The sequence below is a fragment of the Nocardia sp. CY41 genome, assembly GCF_009829325.1.
In the GTDB taxonomy this organism is placed as follows: Bacteria; Actinomycetota; Actinomycetes; order Mycobacteriales; family Mycobacteriaceae; genus Nocardia.
This window is the reverse complement of sequence record NZ_VUOS01000005.1, coordinates 1-22,590: the sequence shown is the minus strand read 5'-3', so window position 1 is coordinate 22,590 and position 22,590 is coordinate 1. Positions and strand designations below refer to the sequence as shown.

At 69.3% G+C, this 22,590-nt stretch carries 17 protein-coding genes and 1 tRNA gene; 10 read left to right on the top strand and 8 right to left on the bottom strand.

Annotated features, from left to right (window positions below):
- The first annotated feature begins 41 nt into the window (after positions 1 to 41).
- The 3 genes from GVY64_RS05440 (at position 42) to GVY64_RS05430 (ending at position 2,435) form a co-directional block, all read left to right on the top strand.
- On the top strand, positions 42 to 587 hold the full coding sequence (locus tag GVY64_RS05440) for a histidine phosphatase family protein (protein ID WP_159839414.1): 546 nt from the start codon (positions 42 to 44) through the stop codon (positions 585 to 587).
- A gap of 67 nt (positions 588 to 654) precedes the next feature.
- Positions 655 to 1,602 carry a patatin-like phospholipase family protein gene (locus GVY64_RS05435; protein WP_159839412.1) on the top strand — a complete coding sequence of 316 codons (948 nt, stop codon included), beginning with the start codon at positions 655 to 657 and terminating at the stop codon, positions 1,600 to 1,602.
- A complete protein-coding gene (locus GVY64_RS05430) occupies positions 1,599 to 2,435 on the top strand; it encodes an SDR family oxidoreductase (RefSeq protein WP_159839410.1) in 837 nt (278 codons plus the stop codon). Before GVY64_RS05435 ends, GVY64_RS05430 begins: the two co-directional genes overlap by 4 nt.
- A 51-nt stretch (positions 2,436 to 2,486) precedes the next feature.
- On the opposite strand, the gene GVY64_RS05425 is transcribed toward GVY64_RS05430, so the two are convergent.
- Together GVY64_RS05425 and GVY64_RS05420 are read right to left on the bottom strand one after the other, a co-directional pair.
- Positions 2,487 to 3,653, bottom strand: a complete 1,167-nt coding sequence (locus GVY64_RS05425) for a lipase family protein (protein WP_442939532.1) — start codon at positions 3,651 to 3,653, stop codon at positions 2,487 to 2,489.
- Between the two features lie 393 nt (positions 3,654 to 4,046).
- Complete coding sequence (locus GVY64_RS05420) at positions 4,047 to 4,526, bottom strand: hypothetical protein (RefSeq protein WP_159839408.1); 480 nt, start codon at positions 4,524 to 4,526, stop codon at positions 4,047 to 4,049.
- A gap of 275 nt (positions 4,527 to 4,801) precedes the next feature.
- On the opposite strand from GVY64_RS05420, the gene GVY64_RS05415 reads away from it, so the two are divergent.
- The gene (locus tag GVY64_RS05415) at positions 4,802 to 8,275 is read left to right on the top strand and encodes an indolepyruvate ferredoxin oxidoreductase family protein (RefSeq protein ID WP_159839406.1); all 3,474 of its coding nucleotides are present in this window, start codon (positions 4,802 to 4,804) and stop codon (positions 8,273 to 8,275) included.
- Between the two features lie 267 nt (positions 8,276 to 8,542).
- Here GVY64_RS05415 and GVY64_RS05410 read toward each other — a convergent pair whose 3' ends face one another.
- From GVY64_RS05410 to GVY64_RS05400, 3 genes are all read right to left on the bottom strand, one after another.
- Positions 8,543 to 10,006, bottom strand: coding sequence for a subtype B tannase (locus tag GVY64_RS05410; protein ID WP_236566645.1), 1,464 nt, complete (start codon positions 10,004 to 10,006; stop codon positions 8,543 to 8,545).
- A gap of 299 nt (positions 10,007 to 10,305) precedes the next feature.
- Positions 10,306 to 10,935, bottom strand: a complete 630-nt coding sequence (locus GVY64_RS05405) for a hypothetical protein (protein ID WP_159839402.1) — start codon at positions 10,933 to 10,935, stop codon at positions 10,306 to 10,308.
- Positions 10,936 to 11,523: 588 nt separating this feature from the next.
- Positions 11,524 to 11,597: transfer RNA gene (locus tag GVY64_RS05400), tRNA-Met, on the bottom strand.
- Between the two features lie 250 nt (positions 11,598 to 11,847).
- Here GVY64_RS05400 and GVY64_RS05395 point away from each other — a divergent pair.
- Positions 11,848 to 12,222: a DUF2511 domain-containing protein gene (locus GVY64_RS05395; RefSeq protein WP_236566644.1), complete on the top strand. Its 375-nt coding sequence runs from the start codon at positions 11,848 to 11,850 to the stop codon at positions 12,220 to 12,222.
- A gap of 52 nt (positions 12,223 to 12,274) precedes the next feature.
- Here the strand turns inward: GVY64_RS05395 and amaB are convergent, their stop codons facing one another.
- On the bottom strand, positions 12,275 to 13,804 hold the full coding sequence (gene amaB, locus GVY64_RS05390) for an L-piperidine-6-carboxylate dehydrogenase (protein WP_159839400.1): 1,530 nt from the start codon (positions 13,802 to 13,804) through the stop codon (positions 12,275 to 12,277).
- A gap of 112 nt (positions 13,805 to 13,916) precedes the next feature.
- Here amaB and GVY64_RS05385 point away from each other — a divergent pair, with 112 nt between their 5' ends.
- The 3 genes from GVY64_RS05385 to GVY64_RS05375 all read left to right on the top strand — a co-directional run bounded on the left by GVY64_RS05385 (position 13,917) and on the right by GVY64_RS05375 (position 17,119).
- Entirely contained in the window at positions 13,917 to 14,369 is a 453-nt protein-coding gene (locus GVY64_RS05385) for an Lrp/AsnC family transcriptional regulator (protein WP_039796222.1), read from the top strand.
- Positions 14,370 to 14,433: 64 nt separating this feature from the next.
- Positions 14,434 to 15,768, top strand: a complete 1,335-nt coding sequence (gene lat, locus GVY64_RS05380; RefSeq protein WP_159839398.1) for an L-lysine 6-transaminase — start codon at positions 14,434 to 14,436, stop codon at positions 15,766 to 15,768.
- Between the two features lie 127 nt (positions 15,769 to 15,895).
- A complete protein-coding gene (locus GVY64_RS05375) occupies positions 15,896 to 17,119 on the top strand; it encodes a YVTN family beta-propeller repeat protein (protein WP_236566643.1) in 1,224 nt (407 codons plus the stop codon).
- 40 nt (positions 17,120 to 17,159) lie between these two features.
- Here GVY64_RS05375 and GVY64_RS05370 read toward each other — a convergent pair whose 3' ends face one another.
- Entirely contained in the window at positions 17,160 to 17,504 is a 345-nt protein-coding gene (locus GVY64_RS05370; RefSeq protein ID WP_159839687.1) for a hypothetical protein, read from the bottom strand.
- Positions 17,505 to 17,669: 165 nt separating this feature from the next.
- Here GVY64_RS05370 and GVY64_RS05365 point away from each other — a divergent pair, with 165 nt between their 5' ends.
- Both GVY64_RS05365 and GVY64_RS05360 read left to right on the top strand, forming a co-directional pair.
- Positions 17,670 to 19,088: a serine/threonine-protein kinase gene (locus tag GVY64_RS05365; RefSeq protein WP_159839396.1), complete on the top strand. Its 1,419-nt coding sequence runs from the start codon at positions 17,670 to 17,672 to the stop codon at positions 19,086 to 19,088.
- Between the two features lie 172 nt (positions 19,089 to 19,260).
- Entirely contained in the window at positions 19,261 to 21,291 is a 2,031-nt protein-coding gene (locus GVY64_RS05360) for a serine/threonine-protein kinase (RefSeq protein ID WP_159839394.1), read from the top strand.
- Positions 21,292 to 21,504: 213 nt separating this feature from the next.
- On the opposite strand, the gene GVY64_RS05355 is transcribed toward GVY64_RS05360, so the two are convergent.
- Positions 21,505 to 22,443 carry a patatin-like phospholipase family protein gene (locus tag GVY64_RS05355; protein ID WP_236566642.1) on the bottom strand — a complete coding sequence of 313 codons (939 nt, stop codon included), beginning with the start codon at positions 22,441 to 22,443 and terminating at the stop codon, positions 21,505 to 21,507.
- Positions 22,444 to 22,590: the final 147 nt, after the last annotated feature.

The window sequence follows — 22,590 nt, the reverse complement described above, 5'->3', positions numbered from 1 at the left end:
AGCGGCAGCAATCGCCGACGCCTGGCCGTACGCTTCCACAGGTGCAAAAAGTGCTCAGACTCGACCTGGTCAGCCATGGGATGACCGAGGCGATGCGGAAGGCACGCTTCCCGGTGGACGAATCGCTCACCGAGGCGGGCAGGCGGGCGGTGGCCGAGTGCGGGCCGCTCACCGCCGCGCGGGTGCTCACCGGGCCGGAACGCCGGACGGTGGAGACCGCGGCGTTGCTGGGTCTGCCGGGCGAGGAGGACAACCGGTTGCGTGACCTGGACGCGGGCGCTTGGCGCGGTGGTGAACTGATGTCGGTGCCGCAGGACGAGCTGTATGCCTGGCTCACCGACCCGGCGTTCCGCGGGCACGGCGGCGAGTCCGTGCTGGATGTGATCGAACGGACCAGGCTGTGGATGGCCGAGGTGGCCGCGCAGTCGGTGTCCACGATCGCGGTCACCCACCCGGCGGTGGTCAGGGCGGCGTTGCTGGTGACGCTGGACGCACCGCCGAAATCGTTCTGGCGCATCGACATTCCGCCCGGCAGCATCACCCGGCTGCACTATCGCGGCGAATGGACGCTGCACTTCACGGCCTGATACCGCCCGGTGCGCCGTTCGCGCGAGGACGTGGCATCCGCGCCGCACTGCGCTAGTGTCTGAGACTATGGGTAACAACAATGGGTCGCAACGGCGCGGCCTGGCCATCGGGTGTGGTGGCACCGTGGGGGCGGCGTGGATCGTCGCCGCGCTCGCCGCCGCCCGGGACGTGCTGAACTGGGATCCACGCGAGGCGGACGTGCTGATCGGCACCTCGGCGGGCGCGGAGACGGTCACGATGCTCGGCAGCGGTGTTTCGGTGGAAGACCTGGTCGCCATGCAGCGCGGCACGGCGACCGACCCCGTGCTGCGCGAGCACCGCGTGGCCGAGCCCGGCCGGTTTCCGCCGTTGCCGCGCCCGCGACTCGGCTCGCCCCGGCTGCCGCTGCGCCGCCAGGAGCCGGGCCAGGCGCTGCTGGCCGCGGGCAGCGGACTGCTGCCGGTCGGCGGCGGCGACGCGGGGTGGCTGGGACGGCTCGCCGAACGGCTGAACCCCGGCCGCGCGTGGGTGCCGCATCCGGCGACCAGGCTGGTGGCGATGGATTACGTGACCGGTGAGCGGGTGGCATTCGGTTCCCCCGGTGCTCCCGCCGCGACCATCGGCGAGGCGCTGCGGGCGTCCTGGGCGATTCCCGGCTGGTTCCCGCCGGTCACCATCGCGGGCCGTCGCTTCGTCGACGGCGGCGCGGGCTCGACCGCGTCGGTGGACCTGCTCGCCGCCGAAAAGCTCGACGAGGTCCTCGTGCTCGCGCCGATGGCCTCCGCGGCCCGGATTCCGGCCACCGGCCCCGGGCACCTGCTGGAACGGCAGCTGCGCAACCGGATGAGCGACAAGCTTCGCGCCGAGATCGCCCGCTTGCGCGCGGCGGGCACCAAAGTGCTCTTCGTGGGCGCGTCCGCCGAGGACCTCGCCGTGATGGGACCCAACTTCATGGACGGCCGCCGCCGTCCGGCCACCTTCGAACACAGCCTGCGCAGCACCCGCCGCGCCCTCGAGCGAGGAGCATTCGCATGAACATCTTCGGCTCCGGTTACCCCGCGATCGACCTGCGCGAGGCGACCGTCCTGATCACGGGAGGCGCGCGGGGCATCGGCCGGGCCACCGCGGAATCGTTCGCCGCGAAGGGATCCCGCGTCGTGCTCGCGGACGTGGACAAAGCCGCCGTCGACGCGACCGCCGCCTCGATCGGGGCGAGCGCGTTCGAGCTCGATGTGCGTTCGCGTGGACAATGGGACGCGGTCGTCGCTGCGGTCGGCGAGATCGACGTGCTGGTCAACAACGCCGGTGTCATGCCGGCGGGAGCGTTCCTGGACCAACCGGACGTGGTGGGTCAGGCGACGATGGACATCAACGTCTGGGGTCTCGTGCACGGCATGCGCGCCGCCGCGCCGGGCATGATCGAACGCGGTCGCGGGCACATCGTCAATGTCGCCTCCCTGGCGGGCAAGGTCCCGATTCCCGGGCTGGCCGTGTACAACGCCAGCAAGTTCGCGGCGGTCGGCCTCTCGGCGGCGACCCGGCTGGAATTCGCCGGGCAGGGCGTCAGCGTCAGTTGCGTGCTGCCGTCGGCCGTGCGGACCCGGCTCTCCTCGGGACTTGCCTTGGGCCACGGCATGCCGACCGTCGACCCGGAGGACGTCGCCGCCGCGATCCTGCGCACCTGCGCGACTCGCAAAGCCGAGGTGGCGGTGCCGACTTACCTCGGACCGCTGGACATCGCGCTGGCGGCCGCGCCGGAACGCGCGGTGCGCCTGATCCGCGGCTTGTTCGACGGGGATCGAGCGTTGCGCCCGGCCGACGAGAAGACGCGGGCACAGTACGAGCAAGAGGTGCGGTCCATCAGCTGATCGAACGAAAATGGCCCGGGAGAGAGTCTCCCGGGCCGTTCTCGTCGGATTTCAGCAGCTGGTCGGTGCGGGTTCGCCGCGGAACCTGGCCTCAACGTAATTCCACGCGTCGGCGAATCCGGCGGCCGCCGCGGTCATGTGCTCGGAGATGTCGACGGTGTGGAACTGCACCGGCGCACCCGCCTTGCAGTATCGGGCAGCCACCTCGGCGACGGGCGGATAGAAGGTGAGCTCGTCGTAGCGGCCCTGCCAGATGTAGGTCGGCACCGTCGGCACGCCGTCGAAGTACCGCAGGCTGTTCTCCCGCAGGACGGCGTGTGCCTCGGGGCTGTCCATCAGGCTCTTGGACGCCGCCATCTGCTCGGCGCTGCGGAAGGCGCCGTGGAAGAGCAGGAACCGGCGGCAGGCGTCATGCGTGAATTCCCGAAACCACAAACCGTTCTCGTTGAGTTGATCGGAGATCGGCAACCGGTCCGGGTACTCTCGCTCGAGTCCCATGGCGGCGGCGAAGGCGAGGCCGAATCCGGGGTGCGGCTCGAAGCCGAGCGACATCGCCATCTGCTCGAGGTCGGCCGGGATGCCACCGGCCACGGCGGCGGTCAGCTTCAGATCCGGCGCGTAGGTGGGTTGCAGCGCGGCGGCCCAGGAGGTGGCCATGCCGCCGCCGGAGTAGCCCGCGAGGGCGACGGGGGAGGACGACAGACCGAGTTCGGCGACCTTGCGTACGGCTTTCACGCTGTCGAGGGTGATCATGCCGGCCAGGCGCGCGGCGCCGTAAGCGGAGGTCGGCCCCAGGTAATCCGGCAGCGAGATCGCCCATCCGCGTCCGATCGGCAGCATCGCGCCGACCGCGTCCTGCAGTTCGCCGTTGAACAGCGAGCGCGACGGATTGCACTGGGTGCCGAGGGAATTGATCAGTGCCTGGTAGGAGACCAGCGGCGGGTTCTTCACCCCGGCGGGCAGCAGGACCGTCGTGATGGCCATGACGGGTTCGTCCTGTGAATTGGTGGAGCGGAACGCCACCTGCCAGCCCTCGGTCCCGACATACATACCGGTGTCGATCCGGCGGGCTCGCACGACGTCGCCCGGAGCGAGCGCCCCTAGATCGGGCGGGGCCGTGTAGAAGGGATCGGGATCGGGAGTGGGATACAGGGGCTGAGCCGTCGCTGGCAGGCCGAGCAGGCCGAGCGAGACGATGCTCACCAGCAAGATCGCGATCCGGAACGGAACTCTGGACACGGGTTTCCTTCGAAAGTCAGCCGTCACCGACCCACCGCCCCGCGGGCACGCCGCGGTGTCGGTGTTCCGGACGGACCGGCACTACACGGAAAACCGCAGCGAACGTTCGCTGCGGGACGGAGCAGAAGGAACCGCCGCCGGAAAGATCCTGAGTCGATCATGGCGGACTGCCGCACCTCCTTCGACTCCGGGACCGCCGGTAGCCGCGAAGGCGGCACCATCCGCTGCGAAGATAACGCTCCGCCTATCGCAGCGTCGCACCGGAACAGGCGAACCGGACATGTCACAAAGCCCGCGGCCCGCCATTCGACAAGATCACTAAAGGAGGTGGCCTGCCCGGTCGCGCACCGAATCGTTCGCGGGTCGCGTGGCTCATGCGGAGCTGAGCACCGGCCGAGCGCCCAGCGGGCGAAGCAGGTCGACCACGACCACGCCGTACTCGCGCTTCTGCTCGGGATTCGCGCCCTGGCACGGCGGCATACCGCGATGCAGGCCACGGATCAGTCGCACGCTCACCAGGTCGGCAGATTCTTCCACGCGCGCGGTGAATCCGATACTCGGACAGCCGACCGGGCCGGGGATGTGGATCGCGAGTTTGTTCGTCCCGTCTTCGGTGTCGTACTCCGAGAAGGGCATGGTCGAACTGGGTTCCAGATCCGCGGCATGCGGGAGGACGACCATCGTTCCGCCCGCGTAAGTGCGGGGACCCGGGTCTGCCCGCGTGCCCGCCGCGGCTTCCGCGGTGCGCTCCGGCGTGGAGGGGGCAGCCGGGTCCGCCTGCTGCCCGCACGCGGTCAGCGACCCGAACGCGATGGCGGCGAGGAGCGCCGCACCCCTCCTGAGCATTGACACCTTTCCACCTTCACACAGGCGGGCGCGGGTGCCGCGGAGGAAACGCGGTGTGGCACCCGCTCGGCCCGCCGACGCGGCGACGCTGTGCTGTGCGCGTCATCACATCGACCTCGCACTGTGCTTAGGTTGTGCCCACCAACACTGCGAAGAATTGGGCACATTGCTCAATATGAAGAGTCAAGCTTGTGCGTTCAGATCTTCACAGACACCATATCGGCAAGAAGTGCTCAACGATGCGAGGCGCCGGACCGGCGCCGAGCGGACGGGTGGATCCGATGACCGAGCTCGCCGACCGCGATCTGATCGCAGCTCCCTACGACCTTGCCGACCGTTACCGCGTCGGCTCGGGGACGGTGGTCCTCACCGGCGTCCAGGCGATCGCGCGCCAGCTGGTCGAGCAGCATGTGCGTGATCTGCGCGCGGGCCTGCGGGTGGGCACGTTCGTCTCCGGGTATCAGGGCAGTCCGCTCGGCGGCGTCGACAAGATGCTGGCCGGCATGCCGGAGGTCCTGGCCGAGCACGACATCTCGTTCGTCCCGGGGTTGAACGAGGAACTGGCCGCGACCTCCGTGTGGGGCAGTCAGGCGGATCTGCCCGCGGGCACGGCGACCCACGACGGCGTCGTCGGCGTCTGGTACGGCAAGGGCCCCGGCCTGGACCGCGCGACCGACGCGCTGCGGCACGCCAACATGTACGGCGCGAATCCGCGGGGCGGCGTCCTGTTGCTGGTCGGCGACGATCCGGCGGCCAAGTCCTCCACCGTGCCCGCGGTGAGTGAGCGCTCGCTGGCGGCGATGAACATTCCCGTGCTGTTCCCGCGCAACGCCCGCGAGATCATCACCATGGGCCTGCACGGGGTGGCGCTGTCACGCGCCTCGGGCTGCCTCGTGGCGCTGAAGATCGTCGCCGATGTCGCCGACGGCGCCTGGACCGTCGAGGGTTCGGTGGGTGACATCGATATCGTCGTGCCCGAAATCGACTGGGCCGGAGCCCGCTTCCGTTACCGGCAGCGTCCGATGGCCGCGCCGGCCGACAGCCTGCTCGCCGAGGCGGATCTCTACGGTCCCCGCTGGGAGCTGGTGCGCGCCTACAGCACACGCAACGAGCTGGATGTGATCGAGGTCCACCCGGCTCGCGCCACGATCGGCATCGCCGCCACCGGGACCACCTTCGACGCGGTCCGCCAAGCTCTGCTCGACCTCGGCGCGGACGACGAGGCGTTGCACGCCGCGGGAATCCGGCTGTTGCGGATCGGCATGCCGTATCCGCTCGCACCCGACCGGGTCCGGGAGTTCGCCGCCGGGCTCACCCGGCTGATCGTCGTCGAGGACAAGACGGCATTCGTCGAGACCCAGGTCCGTGAGATCCTGTACGGCGTTCCGGGTGGGCCCGAGATCCTCGGCAAGCGCGACCATGCGGGCCGCCCGCTGTTCGGCGCCGACGGCGAACTCACCTCCGGGCGTATCGCCGCACCGCTACGCCGCGTACTCGACGGCCACCTCGAAATGAATCGTCCACTGCCGCAGCCGCTGTCGCTGTCCGTGCTGCCCGCCAAGCGCGCGGCCTACTTCTGCAGCGGTTGTCCGCACAACCGTTCCACCGCCGTCCCGGAAGGATCGCTGGCGGGCGGCGGCATCGGCTGTCACACCTTGGTGACCATGTCCGGCCGGGCCGACAGCAAGGTCACCGGGCTGACCCAGATGGGCGGCGAAGGCGCCCAGTGGATCGGTCAAGCGCCGTTCACCGACGTGCCGCATCTGTTCCAGAACATCGGCGACGGAACGTATTTCCACTCCGGCCAGCTGGCTGTGCAGGCGTGCGTCGCCGCGGGCGTGAACATCACGTTCAAGCTGCTGCACAACGACGTGGTCGCGATGACCGGCGCGCAGCACGCCGAGGGCGCGCTCACGGTGCCGATGCTCACCCACAAACTCGCCGTCGAGGGCGTCCGGCGGATCATCGTCTGCGCCGACGAGCCGGGGCGATACCGCAAGCGCGATCTCGCTCCCGGCACGCTGCTGTGGCACCGGGACCGTCTCGACGAAGCGCAGCGCGCGTTGCGCGAGGTCCCCGGCGTCACGGTGCTGATCTACGACCAGCACTGTGCGGCCGACGCGCGGCGGCAGCGTAAGCGGGGCGCCCTGCCGGTGCGCCGCACCCGGGTGGTCGTCAACGAGGCGGTGTGCGAAGGCTGCGGCGATTGCGGTGTGCAGAGCAACTGCCTGTCGGTGCAGCCGGTGGACACCGAGTTCGGGCGCAAGACCCGCATCGATCAGACCTCCTGCAACACCGATTACAGCTGCCTGAACGGAGATTGCCCCTCGTTCGTCACCGTGGAGCTGCCCGATCCGGCGAAGCGGAAGCCGCGCGGGACGAACCGGCGGCAGCAGCCGCCGCGGCTGCCGGACCTCGTGCACGAACCACCGACGACCACGCAGAACGTCTTCCTCGCCGGCATCGGCGGCACCGGCATCGTGACCGTGAACCAGGTGCTGGCCACCGCCGCGCTGCGAGCCGGATACGAGGTGGCGAGCCTGGACCAGATCGGCATGAGCCAGAAGGCCGGCCCCGTGGTCTCGCACCTGCGTTTCGCCGCGGGCGCGCTGGAGCCCGCCAACCGCCTGGCCCCCGCATCGGCCGACTGCGTCCTGGCCTTCGACCTGCTGGCCGCCACCGACACCAAGAACTTGGCCTACGGGTCCGCCACAACGACCGTGTCGGTCGCCTCCACCAGCAAGACGCCGACCGGCGACATGGTCTACGACAAATCGGTGGCCTATCCCGACGAGGCGGTGCTGCTGGAGCGGTTGGGGCAGGTGTCGCGCTCGGTACGGGCCTTCGACGCCCTGGCCGCCGCGGAAGTCCTCTTCGGCAACACTGCCGCCGCGAACTTTCTGCTGGTCGGAGCTGCTTACCAGACCGGAGGCCTGCGGTTGCCCGGCACCGCGATCGAAGAGGCCATCGGGATCAACGGAGTCGCGGTGGAGGCGAATCTGGCGGCCTTCCGGTGGGGGCGGGTCGCGATCGCGCGACCGGAGGAGTTCGCCGCCGCGACCACGCGCCGCGCACCCGGACGTGCCCCGGTGGCGGTGCCCGCGGACCTTTTCGAGGGGCTCACCGCCACGGGAGAGGTACGGCGGCTGGTCGAGCTGCGTGCGGTCGAACTGATCGGTTTCCAGAGCGTGGCGGTGGCCCGCGATTATGTCGCCGCGGTACAACGTATCTGGGATGCCGAGCGGCGGGTGACCGACCGGACCGAGTTCAGCGAGCAGGTGGCGCGCGGCCTGTACAAGTTCACGGCATACAAAGACGAGTACGAGGTGGCGCGCCGGTTGACCGATCCGGCGTTCCTGGCCGAGGTCGCCGCGCAGGTACCCGAGGGGGCGAACCTCACCTATCGGCTGCACCCGCCGGTCCTACGCGCGATGGGCCGGAAAAAGAAGATCGGGATGCGGCCGGGCAGCCACTTCGCCCTCCGCGTGCTCGCCAGAGGTAAACGTCTGCGCGGCACCGCATTCGACCCCTTCGGATACGCCCACGTGCGACGGGTGGAACGCGAACTGCTGGCGCACTACACCGCGATGGTGGCGGACCTGGCGTCGGTGTTGGATCCGGCGGGCTACGACCGCGCGGTGCAGGCCGCGGCACTGGCCGACGTGGTGCGCGGGTACGAAGACATCAAGCTCGCCAATGTCGCGCTCTACCGCGAACGCCTGCGGGAGCTCGGTATCGAGCCGCCGCGCGGCTAGCGGCGCACTGCCCGACCGACCACCGTTCGCCCAGGCTCCCAGGAATTCCGGCGGATCTGTGCGTTCGTCTGACAGGTGGCACAGCTCGGCCCCTCCGCGCTGGGTGCGGAGTCCGCGCAGAAGGCGGCTGCTCGGCCGCAGAACGCGGCGACGGACGTCCTCCGATCATCGGCCGAAGATCTCGCTGCCGCGGCCACGGGTGGCGGTCGGCGCCCGGCGCTGCCGAGGTCGGCGCGGGCCCGGCGGCCAGGGCCTCGGTGTGCCGCCTCACCCCGCGTAACCGGTCACCTTGCCGATCCACGCGATGAAATCCTCCGGGTCTTCGTTGCTGCCGTGCCCGGCGTCCCAGTACATCGCGGTGTCGACCTCGTCGCCCAGATTCTCCAAGCTCGCGGCGAGATTGCCGACGATCGTCAGTGCCGTATCGGTGTCCTTGGTGCCTACGCGGATCCACCAATGCTTCGCCCGGACGGCATTGCGCTGTCGCAGGAAGAACATAGGGTTCATCATGCTGATCTTCTCGGGCAGGTCGCTGTCGAGTTGTGCGCCCGGGTCGCCGGTCGCTCGCCGCAGGCTGAACAGGGTGAAGTGCCTGGCCTTGACGGTTCCCCCGCCGAACTCGTTGTTCTCGGGCGCCGACAGGTCGAAAGCGTCGAAGGCGGGCACGCCCTTCTGCCGCACGCCGACGTGCGAGAGGTAATCCGGCCAGGTGAATTCCGCGCGATCGCCCGCCCACGTGATCCAGCTGTTGGCCGCCAGGTAGCTGGAGCGGTCGGCGTCCGGCAGCTCGGTCAAGTACGCGGTCGCGGCCGGTTCGAGGTAGGTCCGCACCAGATAATTGCCGTAATTGCCGGCCGTGAGGGGGCCGAATCCGTTCCGGCCCTGCAGGGCCAGCGACGCCTGATAGTCGGTGAACGCCGTGCTCAGCTCCCGCGAGGCGGCGGCGTCGAGTGCGCCGGAGCGCAACGGGTTGGCGCCCCAATTCCACTCGTAGGCCATGTCCGCGTGTTCGAGATCGGTGACAGGGCAATAGGGAGCGGCAGCGAAGACGGCATCGCTCGCGTCCGCCGCGCCGAGTTCGGCGAGATATCGGTCGTACATCCGGCTGTCTCCGGACACCGCCAGCAAGGCGGACAGCGCGCCGCCCGCGCTCACTCCCGTGGCCACGATCCGGTCGGTGTCTCCGGGCACGCGGCCCGCGTTGTGCCGCAGATAGCGCACCGCGGCTTTCAGATCCACGATGGCCGCGGGCGCCACGCCGAAATATGTGCCGTCCGGCGCGACCAGGTCGCGACCGCGCGCACCGGGTTCCACGACGACATAGCCCGCCGTCAGTGCGAGGTCCCGGTTCCTCGCCCGATCCCCGCCGTCGTCCGGTGGGCGGCTCGTCGCCGACGACAGATATCCCCCGACGGAGTTGCTGAAAACGATCGGAGCCTTGCCCGCGTCGACGGCTGCTCCGTCGATTTCGGTGGGCACGCTGACGTTCAGGCTCTGGTATGCCTTGTCCACCGGCTTCGCCACATAGACGACGTTCTCGTAGCAGCGGTAGGTCACCTTTCTGTCGCGCTCGAAGGTGGCGACGGTCTTCGTCTTCGTCGTGAAGGCGCCGGGATCGAAAGCCAATTCGTCCACCGCCCGCGCGCTGCCGTCCAGCACATCGCAGCCCGCGGTGAACATCGGCACGGCGACCGCCGCCGCACACCCCTTGAGCATCGCTCTGCGCTGCACAGCTCTCTCCTTCGCGTACGGGGCAAACCGTTGCGGCCGCGGCGGGGCACGGCCGCGACAGAACGGTTGCGCGAAAACGAATCGGCTGGTCATCGGGTCGCCGAGATCGAAGGATAGCGGTAGCGGACCGCATGCTCGCGCACTTGCGCGGCCGCGCCCGACCCGTCCGCCGAAAGGCGGGGCATCGGGCGCAGCCTGCCCCGGTTGGTCACCGACCGCCAGGCGGTGTCCTGGTCGGCGGTCCGCCTCGCTCGCCGAGCCCGTGCACCCGCTGGGCTCGGCGCAGCACGATACAGCGATCAGCCGACTTTCACCGGGACGACAGCGGCATCGGCGAATCGAGCACGGCCGATGGTCAGGGTGACCAAGGCGACATTGCCTGCCGTGGAAATCAACGGTCCGGCGATCGAAACGAATTCGAACCCGCTCACCATGAGCACGCCGAGGAGGCCGAGACCGTTCGCGAAGGCATTCGCGGCAAAGGTTTGCCAGGTTTCCTCACGGGGTTTGGACCACACATGCCGGAGCGTGGGGATGGTGGCGATGAGATTGGCGCAGACGGCGAACAGCGCACCGAATGCCTTTTCCTGCACGCCGACCGTCACCAGGACACAAGCGATCGATGTGAGCAGACAGGCCCAATCGATATTGTCTTCCGGTCGCAGGCTGCTGCCGCGAGTCATGCCGACGGCGATGACCGCCGCGTTCATGGCCGCCGCCGCGGCGTTGATGCCCGCGGCGAGATAGCCGCCCTCGAGGTACGCCACGATCGCGAACACAGTGTTCGCGGTGCACCAAGCCGCCCACGACGCGACGCGCGGCCGGGTGTCCCCTTCCAATATCCCCGCCAGATACGCGATGACACCGAACAGGGAGATACCGATGCTGAGACACGCCAGAGCCGAGCTCACATTCCAGAAATCACTCACGCGGAACATTCCTCACAGATTGTTGTCGTTGCACGCAGAGATGGCCGACGTCGGCGATCGAATCATTACGAACACGCCGAAGGGGACAAGCCGGGTGCGGTGACGAAACCGAGAGGTTGCCTGCGGGATAACACTTCGGGATGAATAGTCCGGGTGACTCGGAAGTATCGTGACACGACAACTTCGGCGTCACCAATCCACGGCGGCGACGTAACCGTCTTTTAACCCCCGATTTGCAGAAGGTAGCGGCGGCGGAGCTGGAGAGAATTATTCTGACGAAGATTCTACTGTGAGCTACGGGACAAGCCTGCGGCGAATTGCATGAAAGGAACTCGCCCGTCGCGATAGGCGACACACCTGTGTTCGGGAACGGTTGTCACCGACGGCGCACGACGAGTCTGCCTGCGTCGAGCCGAAGTCGACGGCTCCGCTCGCCTGCACTCCGCCCCCGGCTCGATCCGGCGGCCCGAGTGTTCTCAGCGCCGATCGGCCGGAACCACACCTGCGGGGGCGACGCGCTGTGCACGCCGAGGCTACGACCCGAGGAAAGCGAACGGCCCGGAGTGTTGTACTCCGGGCCGTTCATAGTAGCGGGGACAGGATTTGAACCTGCGACCTCTGGGTTATGAGCCCAGCGAGCTACCGAGCTGCTCCACCCCGCGTCGGTATGCACAACACTACACAGGTGGGCGCGAAGTACCGAATCGTGCAGGTGAGAGTGCATATGGCGGGAGAATCTCCCCTCTCGGACAATCTGTTGCGCGCGAGTGGAACCGAACGCGTCGCCGCCGCGTCCAATCCTGTGACAAGAAGTATCCGGGGCGGATTCCGAGACGAGGAGTCGAGTTGATGGTGAGTGTGTCGGCGGTGGCACCACCCGGGGTGGGGAGAGCCCTTCCACGGATCCGAGCGATGCTGATGATCGGTATGGTCTGCTGCGGCGCGCTGTCGGTCGCGGCGTGTGGCGGCGGGTCGGGGGCGAAGGACGCGGCTCATCCGAGTCCGGTGCCGCTGCCCGAGCCGACGTCCAACAGCCAAGCCGTGGCCAGTCAGAACCTCGGCCATCTGTGGCCTTTGACGGTCGACAACGGCACGATCGAATGCCGGGCGGGCGAACTCGCGGTATTCGTCGCTCCGGACGGGAAGTCGTACGCGCTCAACGACAAAGCGGAACAGTCGGGACTGGCGAGCATCGAACCCCTGCGCGCGAACGGCGCCGGGGGCGACAAGATCAGTCTCGGTGCCCTGCGCAGCCGCACGCTACAGCTGTGCAAGTTCACCGGTTAGGGACGACTGGTGTCGTTGTTCGGATGATCTTGCCGCCACCGGAACCGGCGGCTCAGCCGAATTCGATGCCCTGGGCGAGGGGGAGTTCGGTGGAGTAGTTGACGGTGTTGGTGGCTCGGCGCATGTAGGCCTTCCAGGAATCGGAGCCGGATTCGCGTCCGCCGCCGGTTTGCTTCTCGCCGCCGAAGGCGCCGCCGATCTCGGCGCCGGAGGTGCCGATGTTGACGTTGGCGATACCGCAGTCGGATCCGTCGGCGGCGAGGAATCGTTCGGCCTCGCGCTGGTCGGTGGTGAAGATCGAGGAGGAAAGACCTTGCGGCACTTCGTTGTGCAGGATGATCGCGCGATCGAAGTCGTCGTAGGTGAGCACGTAGAGGATCGGCGCGAAGGTCTCTTCCCGCACCACCGCGGTCTGGGCCGGCATCCGCACGAGGGCGGGCCGCACGTAGTAGGCGTCGTCGCCGAATCCGTCGACTCGCTCACCGCCGCAGACCAGTTCGCCGCCGTCGCTGACCGCCTTGTCCAGCGCCGCACGCATCGCGGTGTGCGCCTTGCCGTCGATCAGCGGCCCGACCAGCACCCCGTCGTCGAACGGATTGCCGACGCGCAGCTGCCGGTATGCCCGCTCGAGCCGGTCCAGCAGCGGGCCGGCCACGTCGCGGTGCACGATCAGCCGCCGCAGCGTGGTGCACCGCTGACCGGCCGTGCCCGCCGCCGCGAACACGATGGCCCGCGCCGCGAGGTCGAGGTCGGCGGACGCGGTGACGATCGCGCCGTTGTTGCCACCCAGTTCCAGCAGGCAGCGCCCGAGCCGCTCGGCCACCCGCGGCGCCACCAGTCGGCCCATCCGCACCGAGCCGGTCGCGCTCACCAGCGGCACTCGCTCGTCGTCGACGAGGCGGGCGCCTACGTCGCTCGCGCCGAGGATCAGTTGATGGATCTCCGGATCGGCTCCTGCCTCGGCGGCCGCACGCCGCAGCAGCGTGTGGCAGGCGACGGCCGTCAGCGGCGTGGTCTCCGACGGCTTCCACACCACGGTGTCGCCGCAGACCAGCGCGATCGCCGTGTTCCACGCCCAGACCGCGACCGGGAAGTTGAACGCCGAGATGACCCCGACCACGCCGAGCGGATGCCAGGTCTCCATCAACCGGTGGCCCGGACGCTCGGAGGGCATGGTGTAGCCGTACAGCTGCCGGGACAGACCGACGGCGAATTCGCAGATGTCGATCATCTCCTGCACTTCACCCGCGGCTTCGGCGGGGATCTTGCCCGCCTCCAGCGTCACCAGCTCGGCCAGGTCGCTCTTGTGCTCGGTGAGCAGCTGCCCCAGCCTGCGCACCGCCCCGGCCCGGACAGGAGCCGGCACACCGCGCCAGGCGTGGAAGGCGGCCGCGGCCCGGCCGATCGCGGCGTCGACCTCCGGCAGCGAGGTCGACCGCAGGGTGGCCAGCTGACCGCCGGTGATCGGCGTGCGCGCGGACAGGTCGCCGGATTCGACAGGCGGCGCGCCGAATCGGCGCAGTACCGCCTCGGCGCGGGCAGCGAGTTGCCGGGTGGCCCGGTCGTCGAGTACCTCGGTCATGTGTTGTTCCGCCGTACCTTTCGGCCGCGTCGCGGCGTGTCTGTCCCACATAGCGGGAGGAGGGAGGTCAGGTTTCGGACACGAGGCGGGCTGCCTGAGTTAGCCTTCGCTGATGGCGGATACACCGGCAAGACCCGTACTCGATGACATCGATCGCCTGCTGATTCGTGAACTGATGGCCGATGGACGGGCCACCCTGTCGAACCTGGCCGAGAAGGCGAGTCTGTCGGTGTCCGCGGTGCAGTCCCGGGTCCGCCGATTGGAGGCGCGCGGCGTGATCCGCGGGTACACCGCGCACGTGGATCCCGAAGCGCTCGGTCAACTGCTGTCGGCATTCGTCGCGATCACTCCTCTCGACCCGTCGCAACCCGATGACGCGCCCGCCGTGCTGCAGCACATCCCCGGCATCGAGGCGTGCCACTCGGTAGCCGGCGAGGAGAGCTACATCCTGCTGGTGCGGGTGGCGTCCCCGCGGCACCTCGAGCAGTTGCTCCAGGAGATCAGAGCCACCGCCAACGTGCGTACCCGGAGCACCATCATCTTGCAGACATTCTATGACAGGTAGCGATTGTGTGTAATTAATACGCTTTGTTGTAGAGGTTCCGTAAATTTTTACGTACCCTCAGGGCGTGACCATCGAACTGGAACGCACCCGCCCGGCGGTCACCCCCGCCGCCCGGGTCCATGAGATCTTGTCGGCGAGCATCCTGGCCGACGGCTTCGACCTGGTTCTCGACCTCAACCGCTCCCGTGGCTGCCGCCTCGTCGACGAACGCGACGGCAGCTCCTACCTCGATATGTTCGGCTTCTTCGCCTCCAACGCGCTGGGCATGAACCATCCCGCCCTCGCCGAGGACGCGCCGTTCCGGGCCGAACTCGTCTCCGCGGCACTGAACAAGCCGAGCAACTCCGATATCTACACCGTCGAGATGGCCCGTTTCGTCGAGACGTTCGTCCGGGTGCTCGGCGATCCGCGGCTACCGCATCTGTTCTTCATCGACGGCGGCGCCCTCGCGGTGGAGAACGCCCTCAAGATCGCGTTCGACTGGAAGAGCAGGCACAACGAATCCCACGGCCGCCCACCGGAACTAGGTGCCAAGGTGCTGCACCTGACCGGCGCCTTCCACGGCCGCACCGGTTACACCATGTCGCTCACCAACACCGATCCGGTGAAGACCGCGCGTTTCCCGAAGTTCGACTGGCCCCGGATCAAATCGCCCTACGTCACCGACGCGTTCGACGTCGAGGATGCGGAGGCCTGCGCGCTTGCCCAGGCACGCCGTGCGTTCGAGGAAAACCCGCACGACATAGCGTGTTTCATCGCCGAGCCGATCCAGGGCGAGGGCGGTGACCGGCATCTGCGTCCGCAGTTCCTGCAGGCCGCGCAACGACTGTGTCACGAGCACGACGCGCTGTTCGTGCTGGACGAAGTGCAGACCGGGGTCGGCATGACCGGAACTGCCTGGGCCTACCAGCAACTCGGCTTGGCGCCGGACGTCGTCGCGTTCGGCAAGCGGACCCAGGTGTGCGGCGTCATGGCGGGCGGTCGCGTGGACGAGGTGCCCGACAACGTGTTCGCGGTCAGCTCCCGGCTCAACTCGACGTGGGGCGGCAACCTCGCCGACATGGTGCGCAGCCGGCGCATCCTGGAGGTGCTCGAGCGCGACGAGCTGATCGAACGGTCCCGTCCGCTCGGCGCGCACCTGCTCGAACGGCTCGGCGCGCTCGCCGCCCGGCACGCCGACGTCAGCGAGCCGCGCGGACGCGGCTTGATGTGCGCGATCACGCTGTCGTCGTCCCGGCTGCGCGACGAGGTGCTCACCGCGCTGCGCGAGCGGGAGCGCGTACTGATTCTCGGCACCGGCGAGCGGGGCATCCGGTTCCGTCCGCCGCTGACGGTCACCGGCGCCGAATTGGACGAGGCCGTCGACGCGCTGGATCGCGTCCTGGCCGGCATCGAATAGCGCGACGGGAGGAGATCCGGGCATTCCGGTGTCCCGCGGCGCGGGTTACGCCGGAATCCCCGATTCACCTCCTAGGCTTCGCACCCATGTCCTCTTGTGGTCACCGCGCTCCGACTAGGTGCAACGCGTGAACCGACAGCGGATCTACCGGCGCCGCGCCCTCCACCTCGTCGCTGCGCTGACGCTCTCGGCCGTGGCCGGTTGCGCGGCCGGTGACGCGGGCACGGTGGGCACCGAGCACAGCTCGGCCGTCCCGGCCACCGTGGCCGCCGCTCCCAGCGCCGACCCGCTCCCGCCGCACATGACCGATCCGCTGCCGGGGATGCCGCTGCCCCTCTCGCCGACCGACGTGTACGCGGCGAATCGAGTACTCAGCCCGGCGGTGGCCGACCACCGCCCGCTGGTCTACGTGCCCAACAGTCAGTCGAACACGGTCTCGGTGATCGATCCGGACGCATTCCGGGTGATCGACACCTTTCCGGCCGGCGGCTCGGAACCGCAGCATGTCGTGCCGTCCTATGACATGCAGACGCTCTACGTCACCAACGACCTGCCGCTGGGCGGAGGCAGCCTGCTGCCGATCGATCCGAGGACGGGCAAGCCGGGCGCACCCTTCCCCGTGCGCGATCCCTACAACATGTACTACACGCCGGACGGCCGGTACGCGCTCGTCGTCGCGGAGGCGGACAAGTCGCTGGACTTCTACGATCCACGGACCTGGCAGAAGATGCACGCCATGGCGGTGCCGGATTGCGCGGGGGTCGATCACATGGACTTCACCGCCGACGGCAGGCTCGCGCTGGCGTCGTGCGAATTCGTCGGCCGGATGCTGGTTTTCGACGTGGCCGAGCGCAAAGTCGTCAAGACGGTCGACCTGCCCGGCGGCCGCTCGGGCAAGCCCCAGGACGTGAAGCTGTCCCCGGACGGGCACACCTTCTTCGTCGCCGACATGACCGCCGACGGCGTCTACCTCGTCGACGCGCACACCTTCGACCTCATCGGGTTCGTGCCGACCGGCAAGGGGACCCACGGGCTCTACGTCACCCGCGATTCCGCGCAACTGCTCATCACCAACCGGCACGAAGGCAGCATCTCGGTATGGGATTTCGCGGCGAAGGGGCTGGTGCGCAAGTGGTTCGTGCCCGGGGGCGGCAGTCCCGACATGGGCAACATCTCCGCGGACGGGCGCGTTTTCTGGGCGTCGGGCCGCCATCACGGCGAGGTGTACGCCATCGACATCGTCGATTGGACTCTGTTGGCACGCATTCCCGTCGGTAAAGGACCGCACGGACTCACCATCTGGCCGCAGCCCGGCCGCTACTCCACCGGGCACACCGGCGTGATGCGCTGACCCCTCCCGCTCCGCAAGCGCGTCGACCGGCTACACCGGGTCAGGACGTGACCGGGCGCAGCCCCAACCCGCCTTCGACGAAGCGGTGCACCGACGTGAGCCCGGCCGCCAAGGCAGCCTCGTAGCCCGGACGCGCCCAGCCGCTCACCTGCGCGGTGCCGTCGCCCGCCGGGGTCACACCGATCTCCGCGACCAGTTCCGCCGTCGTCGGCTCGCAGACCGCCCAGGAGAAATGCGTCTCCTCCGCCCAGCCCGCACTGCGCCGGGTCACGTAGTCCGGTTCGGTGATCCCGCCCGCGGCCAGGGCGGGGCGGTCGTCGACGCGGTCGTCGGCGCGCAGGGCGCGCAGATACCAGGCGCCCGCGTTGATCTCGATCGGCTCCATCAGCATGCGGCCGTTCCGCCGCGCCGGCCGCTGACCGCGACCGGGGCGCCTGTCCCTCCGCCGAATTCCGCGACGCCGAGTGGCCTCGCTGGGACATGATCGGATGACCGCGGCGTCGCCTTTGCGCGTTTCGCGGTAACGATGCGGATTTCGGGTAGCTCGATCATGACCAAGAGGCTAGCGGGAGGTTGTATCGACATGGGCGAGCTGTGGTTCGGCCACTACCGCCTCGATCGGCTGCTGGGCAGCGGCGGCATGGGCGAGGTGTGGCTCGCGCACGACACCACCGCCGACCGGGCCGTCGCATTGAAGGTGCTGTCCGCCGTGTACGCGTCGGACACGACGTTCCGGCAACGCTTCACCAGGGAGGCGCGGCTGGCCGCCCAGGTGCGCGGGCCGCACTTGGTGCCGATCCACTCGTTCGGCGAGCTCGACGGCCGCCTGTACATCGACATGGAATTCATCGAAGGTTGCGATGTCGCCGCGCTGCTGCGGCGCGAGGGTCGGCTCGACCCCGCACGCGCGATCGAGATCGTCACCCAGACGGCCACCGCCCTCGATCTCGCGCACCGGGCCGGCTTGGTGCACCGCGACGTGAAGCCGTCCAACATCATGGTCACGCCCGGTGGCACCGCCTACCTGATCGACTTCGGCACCGCGCACCGCAGCGACCAGCCCGCGATCACCCGCACCGGCAACGTCGTGGGCACGCTGGCCTACATGGCGCCGGAGCGGTTCGAGGGGGCGGCGGTTCCGCGGTCGGATCAATATTCGCTGGCCTGCGTGCTGTTCGAGTGCCTCACCGGGCGCAGACCGTTCGACGACGGCGACCCGCCGCACCTGCTGCGCGCGCACCTGATGCAGACACCGCCGCCCGCCTCCGCGCTGAATCCGGCCCTACCGCCGGAAATGGACGCGGTGATCGCGCGCGGCATGGCGAAAGATCCGGATCGCCGCTGGTCCAGCGCGGGGGAACTGGCATCGGCCGGGTACGCGGCGCTGACCGGCCGGGACGCGACGACGGTGGAACTCTCGTCTTCGATGCCGATCGTCGTGCTGCCGCCGCCGCGCGGGGTGGTCCGGGCCCCTGTCACGCCCGTGGCGCGAACGTCGCTCGGGCCCCGGCTGGCTGTGCTGGCGTTCGGAGTGCTCGTCGCGGCGATCGCCGGAGCGCTATGGTTCGGACGGCCGGACACCGCCGACGCGGGACCGGCCACCGCTCCCGTTCCGGCCCCGGAACACGGACTCACGACGCCGTCCGCGCTGCCGCCGCGTCTCCCGTCCGCGCAGACTCCGGTCCCGATCTCGGCGCCCATCGTGGTCCTGCCCGGCGCGGGTCTGCCGTGCGATCCGGCGGTCGACGTGCACAGCGTCACCGTGGACGGGCTCGAGCTGACCTGCGCACCGTCGGCAGGCCGGTCGAGCTGGCTTCCGGTGTCGCCGGCTTCCGGCGGTGTCGGCGCGGAACCCGCCGACGACTCGATCGGATCAGGCCGGCCGGGCTCGGACGACAAACCCGGCCGGGGCAAACCCGAGCACGCCAACCAAGGCCACGGCAAGGACAAGCCCAAGCCCGGCAAGTAGGCGAATCGTCGCGGGACTGTCGTCCAGCACACAGTGGTGCCCGGCCCAGCGTGCGGTTACGCTCCGAAAGAGGCCTGCTCCGGCATCGATACGGTGAGCTGCTGCTTTCCGTTGTCCGCGCCGCGGGCGACGGCCGGGTCGACCAGATGTCAACGGTGACTGGAGGTTCGCGATGGGGGAGGTGCGATTCGGGGGCTACCAGCTGGAGCGGCTGCTCGGCCAGGGCGGCATGGGGCAGGTCTGGCTGGCGTACGACATGGTGGCGGCGCGCCGGGTGGCGTTGAAACTCCTGCCCGCGGAGCTGGCGGCCGCGGGGGGATCTCGCAAACGATTCGAGCGCGAAGCCGAGGCGGTGGCGCAGTTGCGCGACCCGCACGTTCCGCGGATCCACCGGTTCGGCGAGATCGACGGCAGGCTCTACATCGACATGCAATTCGTCGAGGGCACCGATCTGGCGCGCAAGCTGCTGGCCGAGGGCCCGATGCCGCCCGAGGATGCGGTCGGCGTCGTCGGTCACGTCGCCGCCGCGCTCGATGTGGCGCATCGGGCCGGGCTGGTGCACCGCGACGTCAAACCGTCGAACATCGTCGTCCACCCCAGCGGCTTCACCTACCTGATCGACTTCGGCATCGCGCACGGTCTCGGTCAGACGGCCGTGACCACCACCGGTATGGCGATCGGCACGCTCGCGTACATGGCGCCGGAGCGGTTCACCGGCAAGGTGGACGGCCGCGCCGACATCTATTCACTGGCCTGCGTGCTCTATGAATGCCTCACCGGCTCCCGCCTCTACGGTGACACCGACCCGGCGCAGCAGATGCACGCCCACCTGACGGCGCCGCCCCCACGCGCCGGTTCGGTGTGCGCCGCCGTCCCCGCCGCGTTGGACGTCGTCATTGCCCGCGGTTTGGCCAAGGAACCGGGTGAAAGGTTCGCCACCGCAGGCGAGTTCGCCGCAGCCGCGCGAGCGGCGATCGGCGTTACCGCTCCGGATCCCCGCGTCGTGACGCCGTCGGCCGTAGCGGACCACCCGGCGACGAAGCCGTTGACCGGAGTTGCTTCGGCGGTCCGTAACAGCGATCCGGCGGCACGGGAGAAGCCGCCACCGCAAGCGGAGGGCGCTGTCGGAGAAGATGATTCGCAACCCGCGGGCTCGGACCAAGCTCCGCGGCGCACGCCTGCTCCGACGAAGGTCCTGCCGAATCCGGGTCCGACCCCCACGCTGGTCGCGACCCGGCTCGATTGGCCCTCGGCCGCACCACAACCGGATTCCGCACAAGGTGCGTACGGCCCTCAGCCGGGCTCGGCGGGACCCGGATATGCCGGTCCGCAGCCGCCGCCCGGCACTGCTTATCCCATTCCGGGACAGTCGTATCCATCGCGTCGGCGGTGGTACCTGTACGGATCGTATACCGCTGGAGCCGCACCGCAGCCCGGTTGGCAGGAACGTCTGCGCGCTCTGCAGGCGCGTGTGCCGGCTCCGAAGCCGGGTCCGGTCGTGCCGCAGCCGTATCGCGCACCGGCGCGGAAGGTCTTCCCGGCGATTCAGCGTCCGGCTTCTCCGCCGGTCCAGCACCGGCGGCCGGGCGTCCCCGTCCCGCACCGGCGGCCCCGCCGTCGCCGGAGTCTGCTGTCGAAGATGATCGGCGCGCTGATCGTGGTGTTCCTCGCGCCGTTCGCGTTCGCGGCGGGTTGCGTCGCCTTGCTCGCGGCGGGAACCAGGACCGGAGACTCCGGCGCTCACGCACCCACGTCGCCGCCCTCGGCGGTGGCGGTGGAGCAACCCGGACCGCCCGGCGACGATCCGGCCGCCGTGGCGCCGGCGGGCAGTCCGGTCCGCGACGGCAAATTCGAATTCGTCGTGACGGAGGTCGACTCGGGCGTGCCCCGAATCGGATTGCAGAACGCCGCGGGCTCGTTCCTGATCGTCACCCTGGCCGTTCGCAACATCTCCGACGAGACGAAGTGGTTCCTGCCGATGGGCCAGCGCGTCCTGGACGCGCAGAACACGCCCTTCGACCACAACGCCACCGCCACCATGTGGCAGAACACCCAACAGCGCCTCGGTTACTCCTTCGAGCTGCGCCCCGGGCAGTCCGCCACTACCCAACTCGTGTTCGACCTGCCGCATTCGGTGACACCCGACCAGCTGGAACTGCACGATTTCGTGCTCTCCGGCGGCGTGCGAGTCCACATCGCCTGAACGACCACACAGCGTCCCGCACCCGCCGCCCGTGCTCCGGCGCCCCTGTCGCTACCCGCGCCGCGCGGGTCGTCGGTGCCAGGCCGAGATGCCCTGTTCTGGCAGCCCGGCCCTTTGCAGCGTCGATCACCGCCGTTCGAGCCGATCCATGGTCGGCCACCGATCCGGATGGTTATCGCGCTCCGGCCGAAGCGGAAAGCGGGCCGGAGTCGGTCAGGCGGCGGGAAGGACGGCGGAGAGCGCGGCGAGCGCGGCTCGGCGGCCGATCTGGAGGCCCGCGGCCAGCAGCGTGGTGTCGCGGGTGGCGCTGTCGATGTCGGGAGCGCCGAGGGGCGGGTGGATCTGCAGGACCGAGTCGCCCAGTTCGGCGAGCGCGCGGTCTTCGATATCCTGCTGGCGCGGGCGTTCCAGCCAGGCTCGGTACGCGCCGGGAGCCACGGCGCGCATATAACCGCCACCGACGAGCTGGTGCAGACGCGACGCGGGCGGGCGTCTTTCGTCCACCCGCCGGGTGCGCAGGACCAAGGCGAGGGTCGCGCCCGCACGGACCGCCGTGCGGATCGGCACGGTTTCGGAGAGACCGCCGTCGAAGAAAGCCGAGCCGCCCAGCGTGACCGGCGGCCCGGCCAGAATGGGCAGGCCCGCCGACGCACGCAACGCACGCATGAGCGTCTGCTTGTCGGTGATGTGCGGATACAGGTCGACCGCCTGCCCGGTGCGGATATCGGTGGCGATCGGATGGAACGTCGTGGTGTTGGCCAGGATCGCCGCGAAATCCATCGGTTCGATGCCGTCGTACACCTGGTGCACGAGATAGCGCAGGTCGAACGCCGGACGTCCGCGCAGCAGCCGGGCCGGGTCGATGGCACGGCGCATGATCGCCGGATCGGTCCAGGACCGCATGCCGGGAATGGCGCGACCGCACAGCAGCCAGGCGCCGTTGATGGCACCCGCCGACGTGCCGTACACGGCGTCGAATACTCCGGCGAGTCCCAGTTCCTCCAGTGCGGACACCATGCCGCTCGAGTACACGCCCCGACTGCCGCCCCCCTCGATCACCAGCACAAGGCGGTGGCCGTCGGCACGGCCGGAGGTGGCACGCCGTGCGCGAATCACCTCCGCGACGGGGGAGAGGCTTGTCGAGCTGGTCACCGGATCACGATACGACACCCCGGGGGCGGATCGGGTCCAGCGGCATGACGGCGGAGGGACCGCAGCGTGAACAAAGGAGCGGGCGCGGACCTCCAGGTCCGCGACCGCTCCAGTATACGGCAACAAAATGATCTCAGCCAGCAACGA